Origin of the sequence: Kordia antarctica, assembly GCF_009901525.1 — a bacterium.
Lineage (GTDB): Bacteria > Bacteroidota > Bacteroidia > Flavobacteriales > Flavobacteriaceae > Kordia > Kordia antarctica.
This window is the reverse complement of record NZ_CP019288.1, coordinates 1,870,745-1,896,755: the sequence shown is the minus strand read 5'-3', so window position 1 is coordinate 1,896,755 and position 26,011 is coordinate 1,870,745. Positions and strand designations below refer to the sequence as shown.

23 protein-coding genes are annotated in these 26,011 nt (G+C 33.5%); 14 read left to right on the top strand and 9 right to left on the bottom strand.

Annotation, left to right across the window (positions count from 1 at the left end; all coding sequences use genetic code 11):
• The first annotated feature begins 93 nt into the window (after positions 1-93).
• Positions 94-2,151: a dipeptidyl-peptidase 3 family protein gene (locus IMCC3317_RS07570; protein WP_160128925.1), complete on the top strand. Its 2,058-nt coding sequence runs from the start codon at positions 94-96 to the stop codon at positions 2,149-2,151.
• 56 nt (positions 2,152-2,207) lie between these two features.
• On the opposite strand, the gene IMCC3317_RS07565 is transcribed toward IMCC3317_RS07570, so the two are convergent.
• Positions 2,208-2,453 carry a hypothetical protein gene (locus tag IMCC3317_RS07565; protein ID WP_160128924.1) on the bottom strand — a complete coding sequence of 82 codons (246 nt, stop codon included), beginning with the start codon at positions 2,451-2,453 and terminating at the stop codon, positions 2,208-2,210.
• A 95-nt stretch (positions 2,454-2,548) separates the two neighbouring features.
• Here IMCC3317_RS07565 and ade point away from each other — a divergent pair, with 95 nt between their 5' ends.
• Positions 2,549-4,168, top strand: coding sequence for an adenine deaminase (gene ade / locus IMCC3317_RS07560; RefSeq protein WP_160128923.1), 1,620 nt, complete (start codon positions 2,549-2,551; stop codon positions 4,166-4,168).
• A 272-nt stretch (positions 4,169-4,440) separates the two neighbouring features.
• On the opposite strand, the gene IMCC3317_RS07555 is transcribed toward ade, so the two are convergent.
• From IMCC3317_RS07555 to IMCC3317_RS07535, 5 genes are all read right to left on the bottom strand, one after another.
• A complete protein-coding gene (locus IMCC3317_RS07555; protein WP_160128922.1) occupies positions 4,441-6,363 on the bottom strand; it encodes a hypothetical protein in 1,923 nt (640 codons plus the stop codon).
• 96 nt (positions 6,364-6,459) lie between these two features.
• The gene (locus IMCC3317_RS07550; protein WP_160128921.1) at positions 6,460-8,340 is read right to left on the bottom strand and encodes a sensor histidine kinase; all 1,881 of its coding nucleotides are present in this window, start codon (positions 8,338-8,340) and stop codon (positions 6,460-6,462) included.
• On the bottom strand, positions 8,341-8,826 hold the full coding sequence (locus IMCC3317_RS07545; protein ID WP_160128920.1) for a hypothetical protein: 486 nt from the start codon (positions 8,824-8,826) through the stop codon (positions 8,341-8,343).
• A gap of 102 nt (positions 8,827-8,928) precedes the next feature.
• A complete protein-coding gene (locus tag IMCC3317_RS07540) occupies positions 8,929-9,543 on the bottom strand; it encodes a response regulator (protein WP_160128919.1) in 615 nt (204 codons plus the stop codon).
• Between the two features lie 164 nt (positions 9,544-9,707).
• Entirely contained in the window at positions 9,708-9,896 is a 189-nt protein-coding gene (locus tag IMCC3317_RS07535) for a hypothetical protein (protein ID WP_160128918.1), read from the bottom strand.
• Between the two features lie 155 nt (positions 9,897-10,051).
• Here IMCC3317_RS07535 and IMCC3317_RS07530 point away from each other — a divergent pair, with 155 nt between their 5' ends.
• Complete coding sequence (locus IMCC3317_RS07530) at positions 10,052-10,441, top strand: pyrophosphohydrolase domain-containing protein (protein WP_160128917.1); 390 nt, start codon at positions 10,052-10,054, stop codon at positions 10,439-10,441.
• Between the two features lie 461 nt (positions 10,442-10,902).
• On the opposite strand, the gene IMCC3317_RS07525 is transcribed toward IMCC3317_RS07530, so the two are convergent.
• Positions 10,903-11,967, bottom strand: coding sequence for a branched-chain amino acid aminotransferase (locus tag IMCC3317_RS07525; RefSeq protein WP_160128916.1), 1,065 nt, complete (start codon positions 11,965-11,967; stop codon positions 10,903-10,905).
• 135 nt (positions 11,968-12,102) lie between these two features.
• Between IMCC3317_RS07525 and IMCC3317_RS07520 the strand changes: the two genes are divergently transcribed.
• The 3 genes from IMCC3317_RS07520 to IMCC3317_RS07510 all read left to right on the top strand — a co-directional run bounded on the left by IMCC3317_RS07520 (position 12,103) and on the right by IMCC3317_RS07510 (position 14,555).
• Positions 12,103-12,615: a DUF4920 domain-containing protein gene (locus IMCC3317_RS07520; RefSeq protein ID WP_160128915.1), complete on the top strand. Its 513-nt coding sequence runs from the start codon at positions 12,103-12,105 to the stop codon at positions 12,613-12,615.
• A 269-nt stretch (positions 12,616-12,884) separates the two neighbouring features.
• Positions 12,885-13,559, top strand: coding sequence for a tRNA (5-methylaminomethyl-2-thiouridine)(34)-methyltransferase MnmD (gene mnmD, locus IMCC3317_RS07515; RefSeq protein ID WP_160128914.1), 675 nt, complete (start codon positions 12,885-12,887; stop codon positions 13,557-13,559).
• An 84-nt stretch (positions 13,560-13,643) separates the two neighbouring features.
• Complete coding sequence (locus tag IMCC3317_RS07510) at positions 13,644-14,555, top strand: TIGR01777 family oxidoreductase (RefSeq protein ID WP_160128913.1); 912 nt, start codon at positions 13,644-13,646, stop codon at positions 14,553-14,555.
• A gap of 204 nt (positions 14,556-14,759) precedes the next feature.
• On the opposite strand, the gene IMCC3317_RS07505 is transcribed toward IMCC3317_RS07510, so the two are convergent.
• Entirely contained in the window at positions 14,760-15,422 is a 663-nt protein-coding gene (locus IMCC3317_RS07505) for a YceI family protein (RefSeq protein WP_160128912.1), read from the bottom strand.
• Between the two features lie 171 nt (positions 15,423-15,593).
• Here IMCC3317_RS07505 and IMCC3317_RS07500 point away from each other — a divergent pair, with 171 nt between their 5' ends.
• The 6 genes from IMCC3317_RS07500 to IMCC3317_RS07475 all read left to right on the top strand — a co-directional run bounded on the left by IMCC3317_RS07500 (position 15,594) and on the right by IMCC3317_RS07475 (position 21,782).
• Entirely contained in the window at positions 15,594-16,145 is a 552-nt protein-coding gene (locus tag IMCC3317_RS07500) for a nucleotide exchange factor GrpE (RefSeq protein ID WP_160128911.1), read from the top strand.
• Between the two features lie 64 nt (positions 16,146-16,209).
• The gene (gene dnaJ / locus IMCC3317_RS07495; RefSeq protein WP_160128910.1) at positions 16,210-17,352 is read left to right on the top strand and encodes a molecular chaperone DnaJ; all 1,143 of its coding nucleotides are present in this window, start codon (positions 16,210-16,212) and stop codon (positions 17,350-17,352) included.
• A 183-nt stretch (positions 17,353-17,535) separates the two neighbouring features.
• A complete protein-coding gene (locus IMCC3317_RS07490) occupies positions 17,536-18,465 on the top strand; it encodes an ABC transporter ATP-binding protein (RefSeq protein WP_160128909.1) in 930 nt (309 codons plus the stop codon).
• Between the two features lie 3 nt (positions 18,466-18,468).
• Entirely contained in the window at positions 18,469-19,785 is a 1,317-nt protein-coding gene (locus tag IMCC3317_RS07485; RefSeq protein ID WP_160128908.1) for an ABC transporter permease, read from the top strand.
• Entirely contained in the window at positions 19,786-20,616 is an 831-nt protein-coding gene (locus IMCC3317_RS07480) for a mechanosensitive ion channel family protein (protein ID WP_160128907.1), read from the top strand.
• 2 nt (positions 20,617-20,618) lie between these two features.
• Positions 20,619-21,782: a sigma-54-dependent transcriptional regulator gene (locus IMCC3317_RS07475; protein ID WP_160128906.1), complete on the top strand. Its 1,164-nt coding sequence runs from the start codon at positions 20,619-20,621 to the stop codon at positions 21,780-21,782.
• 554 nt (positions 21,783-22,336) lie between these two features.
• Here IMCC3317_RS07475 and IMCC3317_RS07470 read toward each other — a convergent pair.
• Positions 22,337-23,548 (bottom strand): hypothetical protein, encoded by a 1,212-nt coding sequence (locus tag IMCC3317_RS07470; RefSeq protein WP_160128905.1) that lies wholly within the window; start codon positions 23,546-23,548, stop codon positions 22,337-22,339.
• A gap of 112 nt (positions 23,549-23,660) precedes the next feature.
• Between IMCC3317_RS07470 and IMCC3317_RS07465 the strand changes: the two genes are divergently transcribed.
• Both IMCC3317_RS07465 and IMCC3317_RS07460 read left to right on the top strand, forming a co-directional pair.
• On the top strand, positions 23,661-24,539 hold the full coding sequence (locus IMCC3317_RS07465; protein ID WP_160128904.1) for a PPK2 family polyphosphate kinase: 879 nt from the start codon (positions 23,661-23,663) through the stop codon (positions 24,537-24,539).
• A gap of 18 nt (positions 24,540-24,557) precedes the next feature.
• Positions 24,558-25,949, top strand: coding sequence for a M20/M25/M40 family metallo-hydrolase (locus IMCC3317_RS07460; protein WP_160128903.1), 1,392 nt, complete (start codon positions 24,558-24,560; stop codon positions 25,947-25,949).
• The last annotated feature ends 62 nt before the right edge of the window (positions 25,950-26,011 follow it).

Below are 26,011 nucleotides of genomic sequence, written 5' to 3'. Positions count from 1 at the left end.
TTTGTAGCATAAAGAATAGCGATTTTATACAAAATAGACGCTTTCTTTTTCATATTTTCAAAAACCAAATAAGAAACAGATAATAACTAACAGATGAAATTAAAATCAATTGTAGGAGTAGCATTAGTCGCAGGAATGCTATTTTCTTGTGCACAAAAAGAAGAAGAGGTAAAAACAGATCCTTATGAAGCTCAATTTATTGAAGTAGCTGAAGATGGAAGAATGGAGTTCAAAGTAGAAGAATTTGGTGATGTAGATATTCTACGATATGAAATACCTGGATTTGATGCGTTGACATTGAAAGAAAAAAAGTTAGTCTATTACCTAACGCAAGCTGGACTTTCAGGGAGAGATATTATGTGGGACCAAAATTACCGACATAATTTAGCGATTAGAGAAGCACTTGAAAATGTGTATGTAAATTATGAAGGCGATAAAGAATCGGATGATTGGAAAGCTTTTGAAGAATATTTGAAAATGGTTTGGGTTTCTAACGGAATTCATCATCATAATTCAAACGATAAGTTAAAGCCTGAATTTGATAAATCGTATCTTGTAGATAGTTTATTAGCATCCACAAATACAGAATTAAAAGGAGAAGCTTTAGACGTCATTTTCAATGATAAAGACACTAAAAAAGTAAATAAAAAAGATGGTGTTGATAATGTATTAGCGTCAGCAGTCAACTTTTATGGAGCAGATATTACAACTGCTGATGTAGAAGAATTTTACAAAACGGCTTACAAAGGTCCAGAAGGGCAACCAGTAGAAGCTGGATTGAACTCTAAACTAGTTCGTGAAGATGGAAAACTTGTTGAAAAAGTATGGAAATCTGGCGGAATGTACGGAGACGCAATTGATAAAATTATTTATTGGTTAGAAAAAGCAAAAGGTGTTGCCGAAAATGAAAAACAAGGGGAAACATTAGGTTTATTAATTGAATATTACAAAACTGGAAGTTTAGATACGTGGGATCAATATTGTATTTCTTGGGCAACTTCAACAGAAGGAAACATTGATTGGATCAATGGATTTATTGAAGTATATAATGATCCAAAAGGATACAGAGGTTCGTACGAGAGTATTATACAAATAGAAGATGTTGACATGTCTAAGAAAATGGCAGTCTTATCTGATAATGCACAATGGTTTGAAGATAACTCTCCATTAATTGATAGTCATAAAAAGAAAAATGTTGTTGGTGTAACATATAAATCTATTAATGTTGCAGGAGAAGCTGGAGATGCTTCACCGAAAACACCAATAGGCGTAAACTTACCAAATAACAATTGGATTCGTCAAGAACATGGTTCTAAATCAGTTTCTTTGGCAAATATTATCAATGCGTATGGACAAAATGGAGGTTCTGGAAGATTAAAAGAATTTGTTCATGATGATGAAGAGTATGAATTAGAAAAAAAGTATGGAAAGCTTGCTGATAAATTACATACATCTTTACATGAAGTAATTGGTCATGCTTCTGGACAGATAAATCCTGGAATTGGGCAACCAAAAGAAACCTTGAAAAACTATGCTTCTACTATGGAAGAAGGAAGAGCTGATTTAGTTGGATTATACTATTTAATGGATCCAAAACTAAAAGAACTTGGCTTGGTTGAAGATACTGAAGGTGTTGGAAAAGCTGCGTATGATGGCTATATCAGAAATGGTTTGATGACACAATTAATTCGTTTAAAAATTGGTGATGATGTAGAAGAAGATCACATGGTAAACAGACAATGGGTTTCTGCGTGGGTTTTTGAAAAAGGACAAAAAGATAACGTAATTGAAAAAGTAACACGTGACGGAAAATCGTATTACAACATTACTGATTATGTAAAATTACGTGAATTATTTGGTCAGTTATTACGTGAAACACAACGAATCAAATCTGAAGGAGATTTTGAAGCTGCAAGAGCTTTAGTAGAAGGTTACGGAGTAAAAGTAGACCAGAAAATGCATACGGAAGTATTGAAGCGTAATGACCAATTTAAGGCAAATCCTAATGGTGGATTTGTAAATCCTGTGTTAACTCCAGAAACAAATGATGCAGGAGAAATTATAGCGATTACAATTGAACAACCAGCGGCATTTGACAACCAAATGTTGTACTATGCTAAGAATTATAGTTTCTTGAGTGATAAGAACTAAAATTTAAAAGTATTTTTATAAGAACCTTTCAGTTTTTTGCTGAAAGGTTCTTTGCTTTATATGTTTAAATAACAAGCGGCTAAAGAGCAAAATATACCACAAGTAATCTTTTCTGAGGGTTGAGGTGGTGGTGTACAATCATTATTAGCTGATGGACATGCATCTGAATCAGTAGGTGGGCATAGATTACAATTTGTCTCATGTATTGATTTCTCTTTCCCTCCAATAATTTTATTTGAATTATTCAATTCAGAAACAATACTTTTCTTTAAGTTCAACTTACTTAAATTCTTTTTTTTCATAATTTAATAGTTTAAAATTTTATATTCGTTAATATAATTAACTTAACGTAAGTAAAAACTTATTATTGTAAGTTTTTACATTTATTTAACATAAGATGATTAAACAAGGGAACATCGTAGATATCTTCAATAAAAAAATCTACAAAGGAGAAATTCATATTCTAGATGGGAAAATCACAAGCATTGTGGCAAAAAATCACAGTGTGGAAAGTTATATCATTCCTGGATTTGTAGATGCACATATTCATATTGAAAGTTCGATGTTAGTTCCTTCAGAGTTTGCACGTTTGGCGGTGTTGCACGGAACTGTGGCAACGGTTTCTGATCCGCATGAAATTGCCAATGTCTTGGGAAAAGTTGGTGTTGAATTCATGATTGAAAACGGAAAGAAAGTACCTTTTAAGTTCAACTTTGGCGCGCCATCTTGTGTGCCAGCAACGAGTTTTGAATCGGCAGGCGCAATTCTTGATTCGAATGATATTAAAGAATTATTGGAAATGCCAGAAATCAAGTATTTGGCAGAAATGATGAATTATCCAGGTGTGTTGTTTAGAGATGAAGAAGTCATGAAAAAAATTGCTTGGGCGAAATATTTCGAGAAACCTATTGACGGACATGCGCCAGGATTACGCGGTGAAGATATTTCAAGATATATAAACGCAGGAATTTCTACCGATCATGAGTGTTTTACGTATGATGAAGCCTTAGAAAAGTTACAAAAACGCATGAAAGTCATTATTCGTGAAGGAAGTGCCGCAAAAAACTTTGAAGCGTTAATTCCGTTATTAGATGAACATTTTGAGAACATGATGTTTTGTTCAGACGATAAACATCCTGATGACTTGTTAGTTGGACATATTAATGATTTGTGCGCACGAGCTGTGGCAAAAGGTGTTGACGTTTTTAAAGTGTTACAAACGGCTTGTATAAATCCGGTGAAACATTATAATTTGGACGTTGGACAGTTGCGAATTAATGATTTTGCAGATTTTGTTGTACTTAAAGATTTGAAAAATTTCAAGGTATTAGAAACATATATTGATGGAATTTGTGTTGCTTCTGGTGGAAACTCACACATAGAAAGTGTGCCGTTTGAAATTCTGAATAATTTTAATACTTCTAAAAAAAATGTACTTGATTTTCAAGTCGAAGCCACGAAAAGTCAAATCCGCGTGATTGAAGCTTTAGAGGGCGAATTGGTGACAAACGAGTTGATTCTTGATAACTTAATTGAAGATGGAAACCTAGTTTCAAACCTAGAAGAAGATATTTTAAAAATGACTGTTGTGAATCGCTACAATGACGATTCGCCAGCAATGGCATTTATCAAAAATTTTGGATTGAAAGAAGGCGCAATTGCTTCTTCCGTTGGACACGATTCACATAATATTATTGCCGTTGGTGTTTCTGACGAAGCCATTTGCAAGGCTGTAAATTTACTGATAGATAACAAAGGTGGAATTTGTGCTGTTTCAGATACTTCTGAACATGTAGTTTCATTACCAGTTGCAGGAATTATGAGCGATAAAACAGGTTGGGAAATAGGCGAGGAATATGCTAAGTTGGACAAGTTATCAAAACAAATGGGAAGTAGATTACGTGCGCCATATATGACACTTTCGTTTATGGCATTGTTAGTAATCCCGTCGTTAAAACTGAGTGATAAAGGCTTGTTCAACGGGACTACTTTTGAGTTTACTTCGTTGGAAGTTTAGCTAATAACTTTATTTTCATCTTTTCTTTTTCTTTGTTCGCACAAAGAATACTGAATCAAGTTCAGCACAGGCTTCAACAAAAGAAAGTGCGTTTTTCCAGAGGTGTTTTTAGTTTTTTCTCTGAAAAACTAAAATCGCAATCATTTTTCTAAATTTTTTCCAAGGCTTCAAAAATTCTTAACGAAAAATGTTTGCTACACTGCGGAAAAAGAACGAATTATGAAGAAAAAACAATCACCTTCTGTTATAATAAATTTGAACAATAACCAGTATTATTTCGCTTTTACTGCGCCAACTCCTATGGTAAATCTATAACCAATTTGTAATTGGAAGAATGAATCTGCATTCCCAGAACTGACATCTCTGATACTTTTCATACGCAAGAAAATTGATTGTGATCTGTCTGAACCTGGAAAGTAGAATATTTCGGCTTTTACAGTTTGAGTTTTTAAATAACTAGGTTCTCGTATTTTTTCTTCTGAGTAATCGCCAAGGAATGAATAACCTTTGAGTTCGTAACCTAAAGTTAACCCAAAATTATTGAAACGTTTTAATTCTATTTCTGCACCTAAACCGTACCCAAGTGTTTTGAAGTTTACTTTTTCTTTCGTAGGGTCTGCTTGAATTCGTGTTACATTGTATGTGAGTGGAGTGTATAAAGAAATCCAAAAAGGTGATTCTTTCACAAATCGGCAATTAAAGATATCAATTTCCATACCCATTTCTAAAGTAGAACGTTCAAGTAAGCCTAATTTTTTATTGTCAAATTCATACGTACTTGTTCCAGTATTTAGCGTTGTATTAATAAAATCTTCATCATCATCAAATCTCGAATAACGCACAAATGGAGATACTTTTTTTAACAGATATATTGAAGAACGTTGTATGTTGAACGGAATAATGAAAAAATCGGCTTTACCTTCTATTTGGAATAATCCATTTGCTTCATCTCCAAATAATCCTAACATGTCTGTGTACGTTCGTAAATCTAATACATGTTGTAAGTGATTATTGTTAATTACCTCATAAGTTCGTCTTTCAGCTGAAGCCTCTTTTGTTTCATCAGTTGGGAACTTATATGATATGTCATCAGGAACATAATTACTACCAGCATTTGGATGATAATCCAATACATCTGTATATTTTACTAATAATTGAGAAAGGATTTCTTCGTTATATATGGTAATTCCATCTAAACTAACATAGTGTGAATATTCTAAAAAACTTCCACGGGAAACTCTTCTAGTATAGTTTAAAATACTAACAGGCGATCTTCCTTCAAAATAAAAATGCGTTTTGTGATCTACTGATTCTAATATCAAACGAGTGTCAACAATTCCACCTTCATGAATTTCTATTTGTATTGATTTAAATAAAGCACCTTTTGGGAAAGGTTGCATTACTGGAGGTTCAGTTTTTGATATTTTATTTGTATTCGATTCATTGTTGGGAGCAACTTTGGTAGAATCTTTTTTATTATTTGAAATTTCAGATTGGTTTGCTCTATTTTTCTCATAAATTATTAACTGTTCAATTGGTAGTGCATAACTATTGTTATCTATATAAACGGTAGGGTTTTTTACAGCTTTTTGAAAAATTATCTTATTTTTTCCTCTTTTAACTTTCTCACTATAAAAAGTTATAAATGAATTTTCTCCAGGAATTTCAAACGTTCCTAGATTCGTTTTACTGTCAATGCTAAAAACATCAGCTAGTACTTTTTTGGTATTTTCATTGTCTAATAAATCTTCGGCTTTTATAGGATCATTTTCTCCAATAATGATGAATTTTGTTGGATCTACTTCTGGAGTTGCTTCTTTGTATATTTCGCAAATTCGGGCTTTGTATTTCGTTAAAACCTCTGCTGTTATATTTTCGTATTCTTCCAAATATCCACGATATTTTGTGTAATCAGAACAAACATTAACAATTTCTTCTTGCTTTTCCTTTGCTGTTTTTTTACGACTTTCTAACTCTGTAGTTGCTTTTTTTATTTCTTGTTCATCAGTTAGTTTCTCTAATTCTGCTTTTAATATGGCAGTTTCTCTATCAAACTTTTCCTTTTCGTCTATTAAGTTATAGACAAGTTCTTGTTTTTCTTTTAATTTCTCTTCAAAAGGATTTTTTTCAGCTTCTTGCGCAGACATAAAAACGACACAAAATAATCCGAAAAAAGAAAATAGCAATGATTTCATAATATGGTGGTTATTGATTAATTTATATAAAAGTAGTTTATTTTATGTACTATAAACAATACCTATGTATAAGGATTTTTGAAAATTTTGCTAAGATTATGTAAGCGGAACATCAACTAAAATCGTTGTTCCTTTTCCTAATGTACTATCAATGGAAAGTTTTCCGTTGAGATGTGCGATGCGTTTTTTGATGGTTTCCAAGCCAATTCCAACTTCTTTAATTTTAGAATGTTCAAATCCTTTTCCGTTGTCTTCTACGATGATATTTAGATTTTTTTCATGTTGCGTCAATTGAATCGTAGCGTTTGTAGCTTCCGCATGTTTGATGATATTCGCAATCAATTCTTGAATCATTCGAAAAAGTGATAACTCTAGTGAATTCTCCAATCGATCTTCCAATCCGTGCGCGATTACTTCAATATCAAGTCTATTAGAATCAGTAATTTTTGAACTCATATTTGTCACTGCAACCAACAATCCTTGATTCGCAATCACGCCTGCATTTTTGGCGTGTGCTAGCGTTCGTATTTTTTCATACGCTTCATCGAGCAATGAACTTGTTTTTTGCACTGCGTCTTCGTTTTGTGCGGTTTCAATATTATCAAAGTGTAGTTTTACCGTTGCCATCAATGCGCCAAGATCGTCGTGTAAATCTTCTGCAATGCGTTTGCGCTCTTTCTCTTGACCTTCAATCATGGCGTCAATACTTGCGAGTTCTTGTTCTTGGAGTAAATTCTCAACTTTTTGCGCTTCTAAGTCTTTTGCTTGTTCAGCAAGCAATTGTTTTTTTCGTGTATTTTTTTGGATGAGGTATGCGGAGATGATTACTAGAGTTAGGATTGATAGGGAGATTAGTAAGAGGCTGTCTTTTTGTTTTTTTTCTGCTTCAGTTTTAATGTTTCTAGCTTTTTGTTCAATATTCTCAGCTCGTAATTCTGCGTTTTTATATTTTTCATTTATTTCAGAAATAGCAATTGCTTTTTCATATTCATTTAAACTATCAAGATATTTTATTTTACGTTTTAAATAATAGTTTGCACTATCATGCATTTTTCGGCTTTCGAAATTCTCTGCAATCAAGTCATTCAGTTTTACTTTTTCGAGCAACCTATATGTAGGGATTTTCATTGTGTCAGCCTTTTTAAAATATGACAGGGCTTTGATATAATCACCAAAATCTTGATTAAGAAGTCCAATATTGGTATAGATACCAGGTATTTCATTTTTGTAATGTTGAAAGCGTGACATTTTGAATTTATCTTCAGCCTTTATATAATATAAAAATGCACTGTCTTTGTTTTCTAAAAAATAATTGTAATGAATTCCTATAAGTTGATTCAGTTTCCCTTGAATAAAATGATCAGAAATACTGGTAGATTGTTTAAGAGTATTTTTTAGCTGATAAACTCTATCTGTTTTTGAATGAATGGCTTCATAATTATATTGATGAAAATTATAATACACTTGTTCAGTAACATCATAAATATTTTCCTTATAATATTTAAGGTATTCTTCGTATAATGCCTTTTCTGCTTTTCTATTTTTATAGATATAAAAAAGTATTTTTTTTAATGATTCACACATCAAAATAGTGTCATTGATACTTTTAGAGAGTAGTAAGCTTTTAGTATATAATTCAAATGCTAATTGATCATTGTCTTTAGAAGTATTTAATAAATAATCTGCTTTATTAATATACGCATACGCTTTTACCTGTGGAATTAAATTAAGTGTATCTTTTATGAAGAATGGCTTGGTAATGCCATTCTTCATAAATTGATACTGCCATTCCAATACTTTTTTAGTAACACTAGATGAATTGAAGTTTTTTAAATTTAGTTCTGCTTCAGAAAAATGATGATTTTTGATGTTTAAAATATAAGTCTCTACGTTTTTATCTAAAGCATTATTTTGCGAATAACAAAAAATGTTACTTGAAATTAAGACGATGAGAAACAACTTTTTTTTTAGAATCATTTATATTGCAACGGCTTTACATACATGGTTTCCATAGGCAGATACTAGTTTTTCTACTGTTCGAATACTTGAATTGTTAACTATTTTACTATCAAGTAAGTCTAAACTAAAAACATCATCCATCTTTCTTATTTCACTAATTGGAAGCTTACATGTTTCGCTTCCATTCGGGTCATTGATAACTATTTCTGTTATAAATTGATGGTCATCATCATCTGAACTACCTTCATTGTACTTCACTTCTTTTATATTCAAATCAAATATATTTGTTTGAGACATTGTTTCGTCAAGTTCTAAATCTTTTCTAACAAGAAACTTAGCTCTTTTTATTTTTTCTTTCTTAACATTGTATCTTATTTTTATCCATAATGATAAATCTACAATCCTTTTATCCCCATTGCTTTCGCCAATAAATGTTTCCTTGTGAATTAGTTGATAATTTTGATTATCAAAAAGGTCTAATTTAACTCTGAGTTTTTCATACATAATTTATTAATTTAATTAGTTATTGCATTTTCAAAAATACTAATGCCGCTAGCATATACTTATACCCAACAATAGGGGTTTTTAAAATTTCCAATTCAAACCCTAAAAAACATACTTCCGATCAATAGCATAGCCCAATAACTCATTTGCGCCTTTTAAATTCAGTTTTTGAATCATGTTTTTACGGTGTGTATCAATAGTAGATTTGGAAATAAAAAGTAAATCTGCAATCTGTTGAGAGGTATTTCGTTGGGCAATCAATGCCAGAATTTCTTTTTCACGGCGTGATAAAATAGACTTGGAACTATTCTTAGAAACCTGCTCAATATTCAACTTGGCATCATAATACGTTTTATTATCCGCCAATGCGCGAATGGCTTCCAAGACGATTTTCAAAGGCGAATTCTTCAAAATATAACCTGTTGCGCCAGCGTCCAACATTTGCCGAATCGCTTCTGCTTGGTCATACATTGTAAATGCTAAAACTTTAATATGTGGAAATTCTTTTTTGATATGTGTAGTAGCGACAATTCCGTCCATTTTTGGCATTCGGATATCGCAAACCACGACTTTTGGTTGTTTCAGTCGGACAATCTTAAGCAATCCTTCGCCGTCATTAGCGTGTCCTATAATACTAATATCTTCTTCGTATTCCAAATACGATTTAATACCATCAATCAATGCTTGATGATCTTCTGCAATAGCGACTGTAATCATATGTTAGGGTTACAAACAAACTATATGCTATCCAAACTATAAATCTTAACGACTTGGGAATCCTATCACGTGAAAATCGTAATAAAAGTATCTATATTATGGTAATGGTTTGTTAGTTATTCCTACAATGTACGAAAAAATATGAAATAGAAAAGGAAGAAAAATTAAGAAACAATAAATTTCTTAATCACTACAATTGTGATAATGAAGAGTATAAAAACAGCTAAAACACGCAAACTTCCTTTGTAATAGCGTTTGTGTAACTGTAAATCTTTTCGGTATGCGTATATCATAACCACTGTAAAAACGATTACAAAAAATGCTGCAAAAATCAATTGTCCAGTACTAAACATAGTATGTTGTGTTTTGAGCAAAATTACGAATTAAACCCCAAACGTTGTTAATAAAAGTTTCAAAATAAAATGACTAGTAGTAAAAAATCGTGTGAATATTCAAGTATATTTCAATTCTGAAAATTGATTATAAAAATATTTAAAACACATATGATTTGAAAAGAAGAATAGAAGCCGTAACAGAATTTCATTCAGCATTTGGTTTAGGAATTAAAAACACACCAACTGCCAATTTAGGAGAAGCCAAAAATATGCTTCGTTTTAACTTAATGAAAGAAGAAAATGAAGAATACCTAGAAGCCGCGCAAAACAATGACTTAATTGAAGTTGCAGACGCTTTAGGCGATATGCTATACATTCTATGCGGAACCATCATAGAACACGGAATGCAAGAAAAAATAGAAGAAGTTTTCGAAGAAATTCAACGTAGCAACATGAGCAAACTCGGCGCAGACGGAAAACCAATCTACCGTGAAGATGGAAAAGTCCTCAAAGGACCAAGCTATTTCAAACCAAACATTGGCGCAATCTTAGCGGGTAAATAGGATATTGAGTTTATGCGTTTATAAGTTTAATAGTTTACTGTGGTTAAATAATGTGAACTGATGTCGATATTGGAATAAGAATAATACGTGACGTTTTCTTTTTCCGCAGTGTAGCAGACATTTTTCGTTAAGAATTTTTGAAGCCTTGGAAAAAATTTAGAAAAATGAATGCGGTTTTAGTTTTTCAGAGAAAAAACTAAAAACACCTCTGGAAAAACGCACTTTCTTTTGTTTCTTTTCTTTGTGCGAACAAAGAGAAAGAAAATGAAAAACAAAAAATGTAGATTTTAACTCAAAATGCGCTTGAAGTTTTAGAGAAATTACTTTGGAAGTAGATAATGAGATGCTGTACTTCGATAAACCCAGAATTCGATTCAGCATAACGCAAAAAAAAGTGACTCTTATTGAGTCACTTTTTAAATATATATTATTGCTAACAACGAGCAACTAATAATCAACAACTAAACTCTAAATCTCCAACCATGTGGATCTTCAGAAATATTATATTGAATATTCAATAATTTCTCTTTAAAGAAAGTCGCATACGAATCGTCAAGTTTTGGCAACTCAAATTTTTCTCCTGCATGTTCAAAACCAGAAATCGGATTAATAACCGCCGCTGTTCCTGCACCAAAAATCTCTTTCAATTCACCTTTTCGAGCCGCTTCTTTAATTTCAGCTACAGATATTTGACGAATTTCTACATCAATATTAGTGTCTTCAGCCAACTGAATCAAACTCTTACGCGTAATTCCATCCAAAATTCGATCACTTGTAGGAGTCGTTAAAAGTGTATCGCCAACTCTAAAGAAAATATTCATCGTTCCAGCTTCTTCCAAATACTCATGCGTACTTGCGTCTGTCCAAATAATCTGCTGATATCCTTTTTTGTTCGCTAAACTTGTTGGGTAAAATTGTGCACCATAATTTCCAGCAGCTTTTGCAAAACCAACACCGCCATCGGCAGCTCTACTAAATTCTTCTGCAAACAATACACGTACTTCACCTGCGTAATACGATTGCGCTGGCGAACAAATAATCATAAACTTATAGGTGTTTGCAGGAGAAGCAGAAATCGCTTCCTCTGTTGCAATCACAAAAGGTCTAATATATAATGAATTTCCTTTTCCTTTTTGAATCCAATCTTTCTCCAAATGCAATAACTGTGTCAATCCTTCAAAGAAAACATCTTTTGGAAACTCAGGAATCGCCATACGAACTGATGACTTATTAATACGATCATGATTATCTTCTGGACGAAACATCCAAATCTGATCTTGCTCATCCTTAAAAGCTTTCATTCCTTCAAAAACAGCTTGTCCATAATGAAACACACGTGCAGAAGGTGCAATTGTAAGTGGCTGATAAGGCGTAATTTCTGGCGTCTGCCAAGCTCCATTTTTATAATCACATACAAACATGTGATCCGTGAAAACTTTCCCAAAATCTAAATTGTTAAAATCTACACTTTCAATCTTGCTTTTCGAAGCTTTGGAAATTTTTATATCAATAGAATGGTCACTCATCATATAAATTCTTAATTTTGTGCAAAGTTACGTAATAATTAACTTTAAAAAAATCTTAGTTCTGAACAAATTATGGTTTTTAAAACCAAGTATTCGTAACAAAATAGTCGTAATCATAAGAAATATCAAACAGAAATGAAGAAAATATTAATTTTAGGAGTTGCCTTAATAGCATTTATAGGATGTGAAGACGCAAAAAACAACGAAAAAACTGCGCAAGAAACGAAAGAAGTAAACGCTACTGAAATGGCATATGCATCTTTTGGAGAAAAAATTGAAGCTGACAAAGCATTATCAATCGCAGAAATCAGTAAAAAATATGACAATCTAAAAGTTGGAGATACGCTAGCTGTAAAATTTATGGCAAACATTAACTCTGTTTGTGCTAGCAAAGGATGTTGGATGCGTTTAGATGCAGGCGATGAAAAAGAAGTTATGGTAAAATTTAAAGACTACGGATTTTTTATGCCGCTTGACGCGACAGGTGAAGTTATTGTTGATGGAAAAGCATTTGTACAAGAAACATCTGTGGACGAATTGAAGCATTACGCGGAAGATGCAGGAAATTCTGAAGAAGAAATTGCTAAAATAACAGAATCGAAAAAGACACTTTCGTTTATTGCGGATGGTGTTTTACTGAAAAAATAATACTATTTTAACGTCAGTTCGATATAAAAGTTAGGAGTATGTTTTGTCTTTTCCCTGAAGGAAAAACTAAAAATACCTCTGGAAAAGCGCACTTTCTTTTGTTGACGCCTGTGCTGAACTTGATTCAGTATTCTTTGTGCGAACAAAGAAAACGAAAATAAAAATATGAAAATTAGATGCTTAGCACTTATTTTGAAAATGTATTAAAAATTTTATTTGAGTAGACTTATGATGAACTCGCGTTATTTTAATGTAGAAATAGTATACAGTTGAAACGAAACATAATCACCACGGAAGATGGATCTACCACAATTCATCTGGAAGAATGGGACGAACACTACCATTCTACACATGGTGCCATACAAGAAGCTGCACATGTTTACATAAAAACGGGCTTACAGCATTTGCAAAATACATACAATCCTGACCAAATTCATATTCTCGAAATAGGATTTGGTACAGGATTGAATGCTTTTATGACGTATTTAGAAACGAAAAAGCACAACTTCAACTGTAACTATCATGGCGTAGAGGCGTATCCTATTTCGTCAGAAGAAATTGCGCAACTCAACTATGTCAGTGAATTAAAAGCTGAAAATGAAGTGGTTATTTTTGATAAAATGCATGTGTGCGATTGGGAACAAGAAATCATACTTTCTGAAAACTTCAAATTGACCAAACGCCAGCAACTCTTTCATGAAATTACAGATCAAGCGAAATTCAATCTCATCTATTTTGATGCATTTGGCGCGCGCGTACAACCAGAATTATGGACAGTTTCCATCTTTCAAAAAATGTATGATGCATTACAAAACAAAAGTATTTTAGTAACGTATGCAGCCAAAGGAAGTGTGCGAAGAGCTATGCAAGAAGTTGGTTTCGCAGTAGAACGATTGCCAGGCCCACCAGGAAAACGAGAAATGCTTCGTGCTACAAAAAATTAATTATTGCCAAACGATGTAAAGGAATATTACTTTTCTAATTTATTCTTTTTAACGTATTTTTACATTGAAAAAGAAAAAACTCCCATGAAAATACTTATCTGCGGCGCAACTGGATTAATTGGTTCTGCTTTAACCAAATTATGTATTCAGGAAAATCATCAAATTCATTACCTGACAACGCGTAAAAGTAAAATAGAACACGCTGAAAATAAAAAGGGTTTCTATTGGAATCCCGCTCAAGGCGAAATTGACACAGCATGTTTTGAAGGTGTTGAAGCAATTATAAACCTTTCTGGTGCAAACATTGCCAAATCTTGGACAGAAGCATACAAAGAAGAAATCATGAACAGTCGCATAGATACGGCAAACGTATTATTCAAAGCGATTCGCAACATGGAAAATCATACAGTAAAACACTTTATTTCTGCTTCTGGAATCGCAATTTATCCAAGTTCACTAACTGAATATTATACAGAAGAAACTGAAAAAGAAGCAACCGACTTCTTAGGAACTGTCGTAAAACAATGGGAATTACACGCAAATCAATTCAAATCGTTAGAAATTTCGGTCACCATTCTAAGAACTGGATTGGTATTTTCTGCAAACGGCGGCGCATTAGTAGAAATGTCTAAACCTGTAAAATATGGAGTTGGAGCGGCAATAGGTTCTGGAAAACAATGGCAATCGTGGATTCATATTGATGACATTGCGCGCATGTATCTTCACGCACTTACAAACAAAATTATAGGAACATATAATGGAGTTGCACCAAATCCGACGACAAATAAATTACTGACAAAAGAAATTGCTTCTGTATTAAAAAAACCATTCTTTTTGCCAAACATTCCTAAATTTATGATGAAATTGATTTTGGGCGAAATGAGCACATTGCTATTCTCAAGTCAAAAAGTAAGCTCAGAAAAAATAGAAAAAACAGGTTTCGAATTCAAATTCAAGGAATTAACGCCAGCATTGGAAGATGTATTTGAAAAGTAAAACTGTCTGAAAGCTATAACTTTCGTCAAGCTGAACTTGATTCAGCTTCACATAATTCATGAAAATAATACTCTGAATGTAAATACTTTGAGCTGATTATTCTTGATCGAATCAAAACCATTCTACTTACAATTACCAAAACTTCACAAAAAAAATAAACCGACACGAAGTCGGTTTATCTCAAACATTATATGTTCATAAAAATTACTGCTTTGTAGCAACAAGTTTTACAGATAACTCAACGTCATCACTAATTGCTTTATCTTTAATAGTATCCGCAAGTGATGAAGAACCGTATTGCATTCCAAAATCAGTTCTGTCAATTGTAAAAACTTCGCTTACAATCATTGCTTTATTACCATTTACGGTAACTGTTGCAGGAAAAGAAATATTTTTCTTCACATCTTTCAATGTTAAGTTTCCTTCAATCATTGTTTTTCCATTTTCTTCTTTTACAGCTGTAATAGAAAAAGCAGCACTTCCATGTTTTTCTGCATCAAAAAAGTCTTTACTTAATAAATGACCTTTTAATTTAGCGTTTCCTTCATCTTCCGCAGGAATATCTACTACTTTCAAAGAAGCAACATCAATAATAAAGTTTCCGCTTTCTAATTTTCCGTCTTTTACAGCAAACGCTCCCGAAGTAACATTCATTGTTCCGTTATGGCTTCCGCCGATAGCTTTTGAACCTTTCCAAGTAACTGTCGTATTCGCAGTATCAACTTTGTACTTTACAGCTTCTTCGCTAATCGTTTTCTCAGTTTTTGCAGTTTCAGCGTCAGTTTCGTTTTTCTTTTCTCCGCTACATGAAACGGCAAATAGTGTCAGTGTAGTTAAAGCAAAAATGCTTAAAAATTTTATTCTCATAGGTATTGTTTTTAATTTTAAAAAAATTGAATAACAAAATTACTGAAAGTGAAGAAATTTTAGCTGTGAAATGTTAAAAAATATTTTTGATGACATTTTGACATTTTTCCATAAATGGCAGTACTTTTGCAAACTAAAAACAAAATAATAAAAATTTTTTGGACATATATCATGAGCAAAAAAAACGATACTAAAGTAGAACAAGAACAGCCAGAAGTTGCAAATGAAGCAACAGCTACGGCTGAAACAAGCGAAAATACAGCAGAAGTCGTTTCTGCGGAAGCAAAACTACAAGAAGAACTATCAAAAGAAAAAGACAAATTTTTACGTCTATTTGCTGAGTTTGAAAACTATAAAAAGAGAACAAGCAAAGAACGTATAGAGTTATTTAGAACAGCAGGGAAAGACATTTTAGTTGCCATGTTGCCAGTCTTAGATGATTTAGATAGAGCTTTGGTAGAAATTTCTAAAACAGATGAAGAAGAACTCAAAAAAGGAGTATTACTGATTAGCAATAAGCTAAAAGAAACTTTAAAAAGCAAAGGCTTAGGAGAAGTTGAAGTAAAAGCTGGCGATACATTTGATGCAGAAGATCACGAAGCGGTAACGCAAATTCCTGCGCTATCAGATGATATGAAAGGCAAAATTATTGATGTACTTGAAAAAGGATATACGCTAGGAGATAAAATCATCCGATACCCTAAAGTAGTTGTTGGACAATAAATAAAAAGCAGTACACGGTTGTTCAAAACAACAATACGATCTTTTTGAAATAAGTAGCATACAAATGAAACAAGATTATTACGAAACATTAGGTATTACGAAAGGTGCTTCGGCAGCAGAAATAAAAAAAGCATACCGCAAAAAAGCAATTCAATATCATCCTGATAAAAATCCAGATGATAAAGGCGCGGAAGAAATGTTTAAAAAAGCAGCAGAAGCGTATGAAGTGTTGAGCGACGAAAACAAAAAAGCACGTTACGATCAATATGGTCACGCAGCTTTTGAAAACGGCGGCGGCTTTAGTGGCGGCGGCGGATTTGGCGGCGGCATGAATATGGACGATATCTTTAGTCAGTTTGGTGATATTTTTGGCGGCGGTTTCGGCGGCGGTGGCGGATTCAGTGGATTTGGCGGCAGCGGCGGTTCAAGACAACGACGTGTAAAAGGAAGCAATTTAAGAATTCGTGTAAAACTTACGTTAGAAGAAATTGCAAATGGCGTTGAGAAAAAAGTAAAAGTTCGTAGAAAAGTACAAGCGGAAGGCGTAAGCTACAAAACCTGCGAAACGTGTCAAGGTTCTGGTCAGATGACAAGAATTACGAATACAATTTTGGGTAGAATGCAAACGTCTACAACATGTAGTTCATGTGGTGGCGCTGGACAAACCATCAATAAAAGACCAGCTGGAGCAGATGGACAAGGATTAAAAGTTACAGAAGAAACAGTACTCATTAAAATTCCACCAGGTGTTGTAGAAGGCATGCAATTAAAAGTGACAGGTAAAGGAAACGAAGCACCAGGACAACATGGAGTTTCGGGAGATTTATTAGTTGCTATTGAAGAAAAAGACCATGAGTTCTTAAAACGTGAAGGTGACAATCTTCATTACGATTTATACATTAGTTTCTCTGAAGCAGCTTTAGGAAGCTCTAAAGAAATTGATACTGTAACTGGAAAAGTTAGAATCAAAGTAGAATCGGGAGTGCAATCTGGAAAAATATTACGCTTACGCGGAAAAGGAATTCCAAGTATTAACGGATACGGAAAAGGAGATTTGTTAGTGCATATCAACGTTTGGACGCCTAAAACATTGACAAGTGAGCAAAAAAGCTTCTTTGAAAAGATGGCGGATGATGAGAATTTTATCCCAAATCCTGAAAAGAGCGATAAGTCATTTTTTGAAAAAGTCAAAGACATGTTTTCGTAATTCTTTTGGTATTACGAAAAAAAAACTATCTTTGAGAAGTTACTGATCGTAACAGATCGGTAATTTTCTTTTTCATAGCAATTTTTTCCCATCCTTGATTATATTAAGGGTGGGTTTTGTTTTATAGTAAAATACATACTGTAACAAACCATCTAATATGGTTACATATATAAAAAACTTTTCATGAGTTCAATTCTTCAGGCGAAAGACGTCGTAAAAAAATATGGTGAGTATACCGCATTAAATAAAGTTTCCATTGACGTACCTAAAGGAAGTATCTTCGGACTTCTAGGGCCAAACGGAGCAGGAAAAACATCATTAATCCGAATTATAAACCAAATTACAGCACCAGATTCAGGCGAAGTTTTGCTAGATGGTCAGGCATTGCAACAATTTCACGTAAAAGATATTGGCTATATGCCAGAAGAACGTGGTTTGTATAAATCGATGAAAGTTGGCGAACAAGTATTGTATTTGGCGCAATTGAAAGGATTGAGCAAAGCAGAAGCAAAAAAGCGTTTGCAATATTGGTTTGAGAAATTTGAAATCATGGATTGGTGGAATAAGAAAATTCAAGAGTTATCTAAAGGAATGGCGCAAAAAATACAATTCGTTGTTACGGTATTGCATCAACCGAAACTCTTAATTTTTGACGAACCATTTAGTGGATTCGATCCAATTAATGCAAATATAATTAAAGACGAAATTTTACAATTGCGTGATGAAGGCGCAACGGTAATCTTTTCGACACACCGAATGGAATCTGTAGAAGAAATGTGCGATCATATTGCGCTGATTCACAAATCAAATAAAGTATTAGACGGAAAATTAACCGATGTAAAACGTCAATACAAAAGCAATACGTATCAAGTTGGAATTGCTGGCGCGAACAATCCGCAATTGCGAACCATGCTTAATGAGAAGTTTGAATTGACAGACGCAAATTTTAAATCTATTGATGATGATTTAAAAGTAAACATTCAACTAAAAAGCGGCGATACTTCCAACGATTTGCTTTCGTATTTAACATCAAAAGGGCAAGTGAATCATTTTGTAGAAGTCATTCCGAGCGTCAACGACATATTTATTCAAACCGTAGAAAAAAATAATTAGGCTATGAATCACTTACCACTAATTATCAAAAGAGAATATCTAACGAAAGTTAGAAACAAGTCATTTATCCTCATGACATTTTTAAGTCCATTAATAATGATTGGCTTGTTCATGTTGATTTTTTATCTGACACAAATAAACAACAACAAAGAACGCACGGTTTCTATTTTAGATGAAACTGGGTATGTATCTGGAATATTTACAGAAGACGTAGACGAAGATTCAAATACAAAATATATAATTCTTCCCAAAATTTCTTTAGAAGAAGCAAAAAAGAAAATCCAAGAAACTGAAGAATACGGTTTGTTATATATTGAAAAACTAGCGTCTGTTGACGAAGTTTCTACACATATAAAATTCTATTCAGAAGATTCGCCTTCTCAAAAATTTATCTCAGGATTGGAACGACAACTCAGTAAAAAATTCACAGATGTTCAACTTATAGAAGCGGATGTAGATATAGAATTGGTAAAAAATTCTAAAATGAACATAAGTGTTGTGCAAGAAAGTTTTACAGGCGAACGTACCTCAAAATTTGTCAACTATTCCAAACTAGGTTTCGGATTGGCGGCAGGATATTTACTCTTCATGTTTATCATTATCTACGGAAATATGATTATGCGGAGCGTGATTGAAGAAAAAACAAACAGAATTATTGAAGTTATCATATCTTCGGTCAAGCCGATTCAACTCTTAATGGGGAAAATAATTGGAACTTCTTTGGCAGGAATTACACAATTTGTAATGTGGTTGCTACTTGGCGGAATTATGATGATTGTTTTCTCACTCGTATTTGGTGTCGATTTCGCTGGAATGCAAGCGGAGCAACAACAAGAATTTTTGGCGCAAGGCGGAGATATGGATGCGCAAATGATGATTTCGGAAGTGTTGAATAGCTTACCGTTAACAAACTTAATTGTAGCATTTTTTGTATTTTTTATTGGCGGATATTTATTATATAGTTCATTATACGCCGCAATTGGCGCAGCAGTTGACAACGAAACGGACACACAACAATTTATGATGCCAATTATGGTGCCATTAATATTGGCGGTTTACGTTGGTGGATTTACGGTTTTAGAAGATCCGCACGGAACCGTTGCAACGGTGTTTTCATACATTCCATTTACATCGCCAGTAGTGATGTTAATGCGAATTCCTTTTGGCGTTCCAATATGGCAACAAATCATTTCGTTAGTAATTTTGTATATTTCATTCACGGGAACTGTTTGGTTTGCATCAAAAATTTACCGAGTTGGTATTTTGATGTACGGAAAAAAACCAAGCTACAAGGAAATCTTTAAGTGGTTAAAGTATTAAATGGAAGAATTAAAAAATATACTCAACGAATCTTTTCATCTCACCAAAGGGATCGAAATAAGTATTTATGATATACTTATTCTGTTTGCTATTCTAATATTGGCGAATGTAATATTAAAAATATTCAGACGTTTAATTACACGAAAATTACCTTATGACGGAAAACTAAAATTCCGATCTATATTTTCATATGCAACTTGGTTTTCATACGTAATTATAGTATTGGTAACGTTGAATGCTGTTGGTGTAAATGTTACAGGAATTTTTGCCGCTTCTGCTGCATTACTGATTGGAATTGGGTTGGCTTTACAAACCTTATTTCAAGATATTATTTCTGGAATTTTTATTCTAATAGATCAATCCGTACATGCGGGAGATATTATAGAGATTGATGGAAAGGTTGGTCGTGTAGAAGAAATAAAACTACGAACCACGCGCGCTATAACGATTGATAATAAGGTATTGGTCATTCCAAATCATTTATATTTGACAAATAGTTTGTATAATTGGACACAAAATGGAAACATCACACGCGAAAAAATTACTGTTGGTGTTGCGTATGGAAGTGATGTAACGTTGGTGAAAAAAGTATTGCTCGAGGCTGCAAAAAATCACAAAGCTATCATAAACGAACCGCCACCTAATGTGCTTTTTACTAACTTTGGAGATAGTTCATTGGATTTTAAATTGGTATTTACGGTAAGTGATAGTTTCACAGCATTTCAAGTGGAAAGTGATTTGCGCTTTGAAATAGACCGATTATTCAGGGTAAACAATGTAACTATTCCGTTTCCACAAAGAGATATTCATATTATAGAAAACAAGAAATAGATATGCCTAAAATATTAGTAATAGAAGACGAAGCAGCCATCCGTAGAGTATTGGTGAAAATTCTATCTGAAGAAAATGACACGTATCAAGTGTCAGAAGCAGAAGATGGATTGGTCGGAATGGAAATGGTAAAGAAGGAAGATTACGATTTGGTATTATGTGATATAAAAATGCCAAAAATGGACGGCGTTGAAGTGTTAGAAGCTTCTAAAAAGATAAAACCTGAAACTCCTTTTGTCATGATTTCTGGTCACGGCGATTTAGATACAGCCGTAAATACAATGCGTTTAGGCGCGTTTGATTACATTTCAAAACCACCAGATTTAAACAGATTGCTTAATACGGTTCGGAATGCACTTGACAAAAAAGAATTGGTTGTTGAAAACAAGCGACTCAAAAAGAAAGTGAGTAAGAATTACGAAATGATTGGAGATTCTGATGCAATTCATCAAATTAAAGATATCATTGAAAAAGTTGCGCCAACAGATGCACGTGTTTTAATTACTGGACCAAACGGAACAGGAAAAGAATTAGTTTCGCATTGGTTACACCAAAAAAGTGATCGACATAAAGGTCCAATGATTGAAGTAAATTGTGCCGCGATTCCAAGTGAATTGATTGAAAGCGAATTATTTGGTCATGTAAAAGGTGCATTTACAAGTGCAAACAAAGACAGAGCCGGAAAATTTGAAGCAGCAAATGGTGGAACTATTTTCTTAGATGAAATTGGAGACATGAGCCTTTCAGCGCAAGCTAAAGTATTACGTGCGTTGCAAGAAAGCAAAGTGCAACGTGTTGGAAGTGACAAAGATATAAAAGTAAATGTTCGTGTTGTTGCAGCAACAAACAAAAACTTGCAGAAAGAAATTGCAGAAGGAAGATTTAGAGAAGATTTATACCACCGATTGGCAGTAATCTTAATCAAAGTTCCTGCGTTAAACGATAGAAGAGACGACATTCCTTTATTAATAAAATACTTTGCAGGGAAAATTTCTAAATCGCAAGGAACTGCGGAAAAGAAATTCTCGGACAAAGCTGTCAAATTATTGCAAGAATACGATTGGACAGGAAATATTAGAGAACTCAGAAATATCATTGAACGTCTCATCATTCTCGGCGGACAAGAAGTTACCGTAGAAGATGTGAAATTATTTGCTTCGAAATAGGATAAAAAAATCAGCTTTTAGAGCTGATTTTTTTTTTTGATTGGAAGATGAAATAATTAAATGATTCAAAAATTGAAAGATTTAATGATTTGTTCTCGATACAATTTTCTTTCGAAAATCACTCGAATTGATGTTTTGTGTAATTTGGAATATCGAATATCGAACAAGGAATATTGAATGTTGAAGTTTTTTAATTGTTCAATATTTTAATCATTCAATTCTAATCTGACGTTTTGAGTAGTTTTAAATTTTAAATTAAAAAATATTGAATATCGAATATCGAACAAGGAATATTGAATATTGAAGTTTTTTAATTGTTCAATATTTTAATTCTCAAACGTCACTTCGAGTGGCAAATCTATGATTTGTTGTATCGAGATGTGTTTTGATTTACAAACCGTTCTCGATACAATTTTCTATCAAAAATCACTCGAACTGACGTTTTGGAGTAATTTGAAATTATGAAAGTTAAATTAAAAAATATCAAATATCGAACAAGGAATATTGAATGTTGAAGTTTTTTAATGCTTTAATCTTTTAATTTTTCAATTCATTTACAACCCAAACTTCACACTAACTCCAGTCTGTAAATCAGGATTATTATTCACGGTAAAATCTTGTTGAATATAAAACGTAGTTGAAATTTTTCGTGTAAACGTATATGCTAACGTCCAATAATTAGTGTTTTTATACAAATGGCGCGTTCCATGTCCCCAAGACTTAGAAGCATCATCATCGCGCACATAAATATTGTAATTATCCTCATCTTTTTTGTGCAAACTTGTCTGCATGTAATAGCTTAAACCAAAAGAATGATACGTTTTTCCTGATGAAATAAACGAATATTCAGCATTCGCTTCAAAGCTTCCGATAAAGTCATTCGTTCCAAAATCGAGATTATCGTCTTGGAAATCGATGGCGTTTTTTCGAAGTATATTCGTTCCCAAACCAAATAATATAAAATGGCGATCGTTGAGGTCAAACTGTTTTACTCCAGCGGCAGAAATTCCAACATCCATAGACATATTGTATTCAGAAAGATTTGTGCCTACATGCGCGCCAAGATTGAAATAAATCTTCTTGTCGTTCAAAAAAGTTGGGTAATAGAAATAGTGTGTTTCAATTCCTGCGGTTAAAAAATCGCCACTTCCAAGATTCAATTCTCTGCCATTTCTATCTTTATATAGAAACTTTGCTTTATCCAATCCAAAAACGCGTCTATCAAAAGGATCATCGCCACCAGCGACATTATCATGAAAAAACTCGATAAACTTATCTGTTGTTAATGCTGAAAACGGAAACTTTCCATTCGTTAAAATAAAAGCTCTAAAACCAACAACTAATTCTTGATTTTTCGCAATCGGAATTGTGAAATCGCCACGCAAACCTTTAATAACTCCATCGGTTTCAATCTCAAAATATTCAGCGTCAATCTGTTCTTCTTCCACAAGATATTGTCTACTAAACCAAGCAATATTACTCATTTCGCGTCGGAGTTCTGGATCATTTGGAATATACGTTTTCACATTTGGTCCCCAAACATTTCCGCTTTCTAAGCTAATATTCAATTCTTTTCGTTGCGAAGCTTTCCGCTTAAAATTATGATTTAAGCGTGAAATAAAAATTCCGAACGGATTTGTCGATAAAATACTCGGTTTAGAAATTCCGTTTTTAGTAAATGTTGGAATAGAATCTTGATCGCTTTGCGCGAATGTAAACGTGCTTAAACACAAAAATAAAATGAAAACTAATTTTTGATACTTCATAATGCAATACAGATAATTAATTCGTTTAAACGAGTTCAATTTGAAGCGACTAAACTACAAAAAAAGTGATGGACAATCCGTATATTTAGCACTCAAAGAAAAATAGGCACGCATGAATCATTTCGATAAAGACACTTTTAGAGTAACTAAACCGATAAAACTAAGTGAAATAAGCACCAAATTTGATCTTGGTGCATCTAAAAAAGACATCAAAAAAGAACTAGAAGAAGTCCGAGAAAATTTAGGAAAACTTCAAGATACGATGTATGCGCACGGAAAATATGGTGTTTTAGTCTGTTTGCAAGGAATGGATACAGCAGGAAAAGACAGCTTGATTCGTGAAGTTTTTAAAGATTTTAATACACGCGGAATCGTAGTACACAGTTTTAAAGTGCCAACCGAACTGGAATTGAAGCACGATTATTTGTGGAGACATTATATTGCATTGCCAGCACGAGGAAAGTTTTCCATCTTCAACAGAACACATTACGAAAATGTATTAGTGACACGCGTTCATCCAGAATATATTATGGGCGAAAATATTCCTTCAGTGAATAGTATTGATGATATTAATGATGAATTTTGGGCGAAACGTTTTGAGCAAATCAATAATTTTGAAAAGCACATTTCTGAAAACGGAACGATAATCTTCAAGTTTTTCCTGAATATTTCCAAAGAAGAACAAAAAAACAGATTGCTTCGTCGATTAGATTTAAAAGAAAAAAACTGGAAATTCTCACCTGGTGATTTAAAAGAACGTAAACTTTGGGACAACTATCAAGATTGTTACCAAGATGCATTAAACAGAACAAGTAAATCGCATGCGCCTTGGTTTACAATTCCTGCAGATGACAAATCTACCGCACGATATATTGTAGCAAAAACAATGTATGATACTTTAAAAGAATATACAGATATTGAAGAACCTGAATTGGACGAAGATATTAAAGCGAATATTGAATTATATAAACAACAATTAGCATCAGAATAATTACCTAAAAGTAAATACATGAAAAAACTTAGCATATTATTATTTCTTTCAGTTGCCATCGGTTTTGCGCAAAACGCAGACGAAAAACAACTAAAAAGTGTCTATTCAACATCATTAATCAACGGGCAAAGTTATGCTTGGCTAGATCATTTGTCCAACGAAATTGGCGGACGCCTTTCAGGATCGGCAAATGCCGCAAAAGCAGTTCAGTATACGAAAGCCGAACTTGAAAAATTAGGCTTAGACAACGTTTGGTTGCAAGAAGTACTAGTGCCAAAGTGGGAACGTGGCGGAGCAGAAGTTGCTTATATGCAAACAAATTCTGGGAAAATAGACATGCAAATTTGTGCTTTAGGCGGTTCAGTTGCTACAAAAGATGGCGGAATTGAAGCAGAAGTGATCGAAGTTAAAGGAATAGACGACTTAAAATTATTAGGAAAAGACAAAATTCAAGGAAAAATAGTATTCTACAATCGTCCAATGCAAGCGGACTTAATCAGTACGTTTGAAGCGTACGGCGGTTGTGTAGATCAGCGATATGCTGGCGCAAAAGAAGCTTTAAAATATGGAGCAGTTGGTGTTGTTGTTCGTTCAATGAACTTGAGAATGGACGATTATCCGCACACAGGAAGTATGGGATATGAAGATGTTGCTGTGGAAGATCGCATTCCTGCGGCCGCAATTAGTACGAATGGTGCAGAATTATTGAGCAAACAATTGCAAAAAGATCCGAAGACTAAATTTGGATTTACCATGTATTGCAAACAGTTTAAAGATGTAAAATCACACAATGTTATTGGGGAAATCACGGGAAGCGAATTTCCAAATGAAATAATTATTGTTGGTGGACATTTAGATTCTTGGGATTTAGGCGATGGTTCTCACGATGATGGAGCAGGAGTTGTACAAAGTATGGAAGTATTACGTTTGATGAAAGAAACTGGATATAAACCAAAACGTACGATTAGAGTTGTATTATTTATGAATGAAGAAAACGGATTGCGTGGCGGAAAAAAATATGCAGAAATCGCCAAAGAAAAAGGCGAAAAACATGTATTTGCGTTAGAAAGTGATGCAGGCGGATTCACGCCAAGAGGTTTCTCGTTTGATTGTTCGGATGAAAATTTTGCGCAAGTGGAAAGTTGGAAAGCATTATTTAAACCTTATTTAATACATTATTTTGAAAAAGGAGGAAGCGGCGCAGATATTGGACCTTTAAAAGACGATCAGATTGTATTGGCTGGTTTACGTCCAGATTCGCAACGGTATTTTGATCATCATCATGCTGCAAACGATACTTTTGATGCTGTTAATAAACGCGAATTAGAACTTGGCGCGGCAACTATGACATCTTTAGTATATTTATTTGATAAATATGGAACTGTAACGCCTAAGAAGATAAAAGGGTAAGCTATTTTAAAAATATTCCTATGTCACATCGAGCGCAGTCGAGATGCAATCAATAAAAGAAA

What these genes read in the sequence shown, in the direction of transcription:
- IMCC3317_RS07565 (WP_160128924.1), bottom strand. Translation starts at nt 2,453, where the DNA reads ATGAAAAAAAAGAATTTAAGTAAGTTGAACTTAAAGAAAAGTATTGTT.
- IMCC3317_RS07465 (WP_160128904.1), top strand. Translation starts at nt 23,661, where the DNA reads ATGAATCATTTCGATAAAGACACTTTTAGAGTAACTAAACCGATAAAA.
- IMCC3317_RS07540 (WP_160128919.1), bottom strand. Translation starts at nt 9,543, where the DNA reads ATGATTACAGTCGCTATTGCAGAAGATCATCAAGCATTGATTGATGGT.
- ade (WP_160128923.1), top strand. Translation starts at nt 2,549, where the DNA reads ATGATTAAACAAGGGAACATCGTAGATATCTTCAATAAAAAAATCTAC.
- IMCC3317_RS07500 (WP_160128911.1), top strand. Translation starts at nt 15,594, where the DNA reads ATGAGCAAAAAAAACGATACTAAAGTAGAACAAGAACAGCCAGAAGTT.
- IMCC3317_RS07485 (WP_160128908.1), top strand. Translation starts at nt 18,469, where the DNA reads ATGAATCACTTACCACTAATTATCAAAAGAGAATATCTAACGAAAGTT.
- IMCC3317_RS07525 (WP_160128916.1), bottom strand. Translation starts at nt 11,967, where the DNA reads ATGAGTGACCATTCTATTGATATAAAAATTTCCAAAGCTTCGAAAAGC.
- IMCC3317_RS07535 (WP_160128918.1), bottom strand. Translation starts at nt 9,896, where the DNA reads ATGTTTAGTACTGGACAATTGATTTTTGCAGCATTTTTTGTAATCGTT.
- IMCC3317_RS07555 (WP_160128922.1), bottom strand. Translation starts at nt 6,363, where the DNA reads ATGAAATCATTGCTATTTTCTTTTTTCGGATTATTTTGTGTCGTTTTT.
- IMCC3317_RS07520 (WP_160128915.1), top strand. Translation starts at nt 12,103, where the DNA reads ATGAAGAAAATATTAATTTTAGGAGTTGCCTTAATAGCATTTATAGGA.
- IMCC3317_RS07510 (WP_160128913.1), top strand. Translation starts at nt 13,644, where the DNA reads ATGAAAATACTTATCTGCGGCGCAACTGGATTAATTGGTTCTGCTTTA.
- IMCC3317_RS07475 (WP_160128906.1), top strand. Translation starts at nt 20,619, where the DNA reads ATGCCTAAAATATTAGTAATAGAAGACGAAGCAGCCATCCGTAGAGTA.
- IMCC3317_RS07490 (WP_160128909.1), top strand. Translation starts at nt 17,536, where the DNA reads ATGAGTTCAATTCTTCAGGCGAAAGACGTCGTAAAAAAATATGGTGAG.
- IMCC3317_RS07470 (WP_160128905.1), bottom strand. Translation starts at nt 23,548, where the DNA reads ATGAAGTATCAAAAATTAGTTTTCATTTTATTTTTGTGTTTAAGCACG.
- IMCC3317_RS07550 (WP_160128921.1), bottom strand. Translation starts at nt 8,340, where the DNA reads ATGATTCTAAAAAAAAAGTTGTTTCTCATCGTCTTAATTTCAAGTAAC.
- dnaJ (WP_160128910.1), top strand. Translation starts at nt 16,210, where the DNA reads ATGAAACAAGATTATTACGAAACATTAGGTATTACGAAAGGTGCTTCG.
- IMCC3317_RS07480 (WP_160128907.1), top strand. Translation starts at nt 19,786, where the DNA reads ATGGAAGAATTAAAAAATATACTCAACGAATCTTTTCATCTCACCAAA.
- IMCC3317_RS07460 (WP_160128903.1), top strand. Translation starts at nt 24,558, where the DNA reads ATGAAAAAACTTAGCATATTATTATTTCTTTCAGTTGCCATCGGTTTT.
- IMCC3317_RS07505 (WP_160128912.1), bottom strand. Translation starts at nt 15,422, where the DNA reads ATGAGAATAAAATTTTTAAGCATTTTTGCTTTAACTACACTGACACTA.
- IMCC3317_RS07545 (WP_160128920.1), bottom strand. Translation starts at nt 8,826, where the DNA reads ATGTATGAAAAACTCAGAGTTAAATTAGACCTTTTTGATAATCAAAAT.
- IMCC3317_RS07570 (WP_160128925.1), top strand. Translation starts at nt 94, where the DNA reads ATGAAATTAAAATCAATTGTAGGAGTAGCATTAGTCGCAGGAATGCTA.